Origin of the sequence: Marinobacter sp. UBA2498 (assembly GCF_002341575.1) — a bacterium.
Classification (GTDB): Bacteria; Pseudomonadota; Gammaproteobacteria; order Pseudomonadales; family Oleiphilaceae; genus Marinobacter; species Marinobacter manganoxydans.
This window is the reverse complement of record NZ_DDOI01000047.1, coordinates 28,671-33,053: the sequence shown is the minus strand read 5'-3', so window position 1 is coordinate 33,053 and position 4,383 is coordinate 28,671. Positions and strand designations below refer to the sequence as shown.

Sequence of the window (4,383 nt, the reverse complement as noted above, 5' to 3'; positions counted from 1 at the left end):
CGGTGAGTTGACCGATTCGCCCGGCGAGGTCCCGTATCGGTGCCAGAATTGCTCCAAGGAAATGATTGATGATCAGAATGCTGAACAGCAGCAGGGCCACGCCAACGGCGATCGATGTCCAGAGAATATCCTGCCGCCTTTCGGCAAGAACATCCTGACTTACGCCAACCTGAACAGTGCCAACCCTCAGAGAACCGGAACCAAAGCCATAGTCTGGCTCAAACCACTCCGCAGTGCGCTCCGAACCAAATTCCAGGGGCTGCTGGAGAATCTCGGCTTCGTAGATCTGGTAGCGCTCGGGTGTTTCACCCGGGTTGATCGGTTCGTGGGAAACGAAGCCGAGTTGGTCTCCCATAACGTCAGAAACCCGGATCCAGTCGGCTTTGCTGCGACGCAGCGACTGGGAAAGGATCTGGTCCAGTGCCAGAGTGTTGCCAGAGACAACGGCGTATTCCAGGGCAGGGGCGAGGCTGTCGGCAAGCATCTGGCTGCTGTCGGAGAGATCCCGGCGCGCATCCTCAAGGCGCACAGACGTGAAGAACACCATCAGCACGATAAACATGACTATGGCTGGCAGAGCTCCGAGGAGCAGCAGCTTTCGGGACATGGGGCGCTGTTGTCTGTGGCTGTTATTCATCAGACGCCTCCCCATTAATCGCTAATTGTCGATCCACCCGTGTGGCAATATCCTCACGGCTCGGCAAGGGAATGTTCAGAGAACGTGCAACCTGGGCATTGACCTCGACCCGAAACTCTTCCGGATACGAGGGTTCCGGATATGCACCAGTTTCGAAAAAGGTCGATAAAAAGCTGCCAGCCATCTCAACCATTTCAGGGAACGGAGCGTAACTGGAGGCCAGGGAGCCTGCCTTGACATAAGCCTGAGTGGGGCCGATGACGATCTGGTTACGGCGGTAGGCGGTCAGCAGAATATGTTTGATGGTTCTGGGGTTGTATATGGCACTGTCTGGGGCGGCCAACAGAAAATCTCCATAACCCAGGGCCCGGACAAGTGTTGAGATCAGGTTGTCGTTGCTTTCTACCAGAAATATTCTGGCCGACATGCCATAGGCCGGTAGCTCATCAATCAGCGGTTCGTAAAGTTCCACCGAGTCTGCGGTTGCCAGCAGGGCTATCTTGGTCGCTTGTGGCAGGATGGCCTTTCCCGTCAGAGCTTGGCGGATCAGCGGCACGTCGTATAAAACCGCCGAGATCTGGCCCGGCGACCGCTCGGCAAAGGCGGAGATAAAGGACCGGTCGACCAGCATGGCCAGGATCGCTGCGGAGCGGTTGGCTTGGCGTGCCCGGGAGAAAGCGGCAGGGCCGACCGTAATGATCGGGCTGTTCTCCAGTGTGGCTAGTTGGTCGTCGGAGACCTCGTTCAAGGAGGTCGCTGGCCCCAGCTGCCGTTTCAGGAGAGCAGTCAGATGTTGATCTAAAGGTGCGTTGCCTGAGCCGACAAAATAAACGACCCGTGCCGGTGCCTCCTGGGCATTGGCAACCATGGCGGAAACAGAGAGATATAGAATCCACATGACCTTGATCAAAAGGCCCGGAGTTCCGTTTCTATGCCGTTTTCGGTGAATCGTGTCTGTCCTTCGCTCCATACCGTCCAGGGCTCACGCTTTCCTTGTTAAATTCAGAAACGAATCCCAGCTTCAACAAAAAACTGGTTCTGATCCTCAATCCGGTTGTCAGGGCTGATCCATGGCTTGGGGTTAAGGTAATGCTGGATCGTCAGTGCCAGCATATAACTGTAGTTGGTTCTGTCCACCCGACGTGCGAGCCTGAAATCGGCCCGCTCGAACCGGGTATTGCGCACTTCATTGGTCCAGTACATGGCCGCTGAGGTCATGAAGCCCATTGGCAGATCCTGGATCCAGGCAAAACTACCGGAGTCACGGGCGGAGAGACGGCCCATAAGATCTACGGCACGTTCCTGCTTGTCGACCGGAAGCGCGGCCGGGTCGCCAGTGTATCTGCCTTCCTGCTCAAGATACGCGTAGGTAGCCCGGAGCTTGGTTCCGGAAAACTCCAGCGAGGTTTCCAGCTCGACGCCTTCCTGCTCAAGATCAACGTTGTTTGCGATATACCATTCTTCCTCGTTTATAACGCCACTGATCATGTCATGGAAATCGTCGTTGAAGTAGCGCACTTCCACCGAGAGCAGGGCACTTTCCAGATGGAACTGGCCAAAGTAGCTGATCTCCCGGGAGGTGATCCACTCCTCTTCCAACTCCTGCCCGTAAGTGGACGTAGTCGGGTCCAGGATGTCTTCCACTTTGATTCTCTGGCCATCCAGTGCTTCAAAGGGTGGCTGAACGTTGGTCGGTGTATAGGACCAGTCCGGATTCTGCTCGAAGGCATCCGGTGTGCGGACCGCCCGGGAAAAGACAAACCGCAGCGCGTGGTTGTTGTTCAGGATAAAATTTGCCGCGGCTCTGGGGGAAAAATAGTCTTCATCGGTGGTCGTGGTCCGCTCCCAGTTGCCGCCTGCGTTGAAGGTCAGCCACCGAAAGGGCGAGTACTCAGCGTTGGCGAATACCCGGGATTGGTAATTGTCCCCTTTACCGTTAAAGAAGGTTTCGGAATTGAACGAGTCCTTGCGATAGCCCACACCGGAGACCAGCTTGAACTGGTCACTGAAAATAATGGTGTCCTGGAATTCAATTTCCTGCCGGGTTTCTTCCAGGTCTTCGTTCAGGTCAGCGATGAACGGACCCTGATCCTCGGGGAAGGGTGGGAACCCTGTCGGCAGCAGGGCATTGATCTCCGCTGCAGGCGCGGAAACGGTCCACCGCTGCCTCTGTCGCTGATTCTGATAGCTCGCCTGGATATGGTAGAAGTGGTCGGGCGAGGTCGCTCCGTCGAACCGGACATGGAGGTAGTAGTCATCCATGATAATGTCCGGGTTTGTGGTGGCGCCCAGCTTTCCGGACTTCTCGAGATCTTCTTCATTTACGCCATCCAGAACGCCTGCTCGCACGTCAACCGAATGCTGGCGGTCAATTCGGAATACGCTGTCGAAATTGAAGTTGTTGATGTCGTGGCCATCGTGAAAGGGGATCTCCTGGCCGCCATCAATCTGACTATCAAAGCCGTTGGATTTGCGCTTCTCGTACGACAACCGCCAACTTTTGTCGGCATCGGTATCGCCCACGGAGGTAAACGTGCGAAGGTGACCACGGGACCCAACCGAGGTGTAGGCTTCCACCCCCGCCGTGTCTTGCGGTGAGCGGGTAATGATATTGATGCTTCCAAGAAACGCGTTGATGCCATAGGCGGCGGAATTTGGGCCCCGGCTCACTTCAATACGTTCGATATTTTCCAGTGCCACCGGCATGCCCAGCCAATCTACGTCTGCGAGGCTGATTCTGTAGGCGGTTCGCCCGTCAATCTGAACCTGCAGGCGGCGTTGCTCGTATTGGGAAGTACCGCGATAGGTTGCCACCGGGTTGGTACTTCCCCAGTGGCCAACCACCATGCCCGGAACCAGCCGGAATGCCTCTACGAGGTTCATGATGCCGAGGTCACGGATCATGTCGCCGGTGATGATCGTGGTGGTGCCGGGAACCCTGAGTTTTGACTGGCGCAATCGTGTCGTAGTCAGTACTTCGGGGATTTCGCTTTGTTCGCCTTCGAGGGCAAGCAAGCCGGGCATGAAATCAGGTGTGTCAGTTTGGCCGAGCGCGGTAGCCGGAAGCAGGGCGGACAGGGCAAGGCTGATGCCGAAGCAGGTTGCCAGAGGGCGGCGGTCACCCATTCCTGCCGTTTTTGTCGATTGATGCATGGTTGACGTTCTATAATCTGCCGAGAAAAAAGGATAAAGCGGTTTTATTATGATTAGGTCCTATCGTAAGGGACTACAGACAGTTTGTCTCTCTGAAATGTAATAAATCTAGGCCCGGGAGTTGCAGCTTTATGAATTGTTGGGAAATCCTTGGAATTGAGCCGACCGGCGATCGCCGGAAGATCCAGGATGCGTATGAGCAACAGCTCAAGTTTGCTTCGGAAGACGAGGCAAAGAGCCTGGAAGCGGCTTTCCGGGAGGCAGTCGGGGACGATCCGGGCCCGGTAAAGCAGGCTTCTGACACGGTTCAGACTGAACCGCATCGCGAGGTGCAGGACGAGGAGCCTGATCGTCCGCTGGATGCCAACGAGGGCCAGGTGGTTCGTGAGGTGGTTATCCAGATCAAGGCCTTGCTCAATGACTCCTCAAGAAGCAAGGACCCGGGCATCTGGAAAGCCATTCTGGACGAGCCGCCCGCCGATCAGCCGCGGTTGCGACGCGAGATTGGTCGCCAGTTGGAGCCCCAGATACGGCCGATGGCGGAAAACGGTACCTTTCCGGCGCCGGTGGCCCAGTTTCTCGGTGAGTGGTTC

At 56.2% G+C, this 4,383-nt stretch carries 3 protein-coding genes and 1 pseudogene; 1 reads left to right on the top strand and 3 read right to left on the bottom strand.

Features of this window, described 5'->3' with window-relative positions; all coding sequences use genetic code 11:
• The 3 genes and pseudogenes from B2W52_RS05505 to B2W52_RS05495 all read right to left on the bottom strand — a co-directional run.
• Positions 1-637, bottom strand: a pseudogene (locus tag B2W52_RS05505) (hybrid sensor histidine kinase/response regulator); the annotation flags it as partial.
• Entirely contained in the window at positions 630-1,547 is a 918-nt protein-coding gene (locus B2W52_RS05500) for an ABC transporter substrate-binding protein (RefSeq protein ID WP_273069383.1), read from the bottom strand. The pseudogene B2W52_RS05505 and the gene B2W52_RS05500, both read right to left, overlap by 8 nt.
• A gap of 92 nt (positions 1,548-1,639) precedes the next feature.
• Positions 1,640-3,790, bottom strand: a complete 2,151-nt coding sequence (locus tag B2W52_RS05495; RefSeq protein ID WP_039881866.1) for a TonB-dependent receptor plug domain-containing protein — start codon at positions 3,788-3,790, stop codon at positions 1,640-1,642.
• 131 nt (positions 3,791-3,921) lie between these two features.
• Here B2W52_RS05495 and B2W52_RS05490 point away from each other — a divergent pair.
• Positions 3,922-4,383: J domain-containing protein (locus tag B2W52_RS05490; protein ID WP_286801796.1), on the top strand; the 462-nt coding region annotated here is incomplete at its 3' end.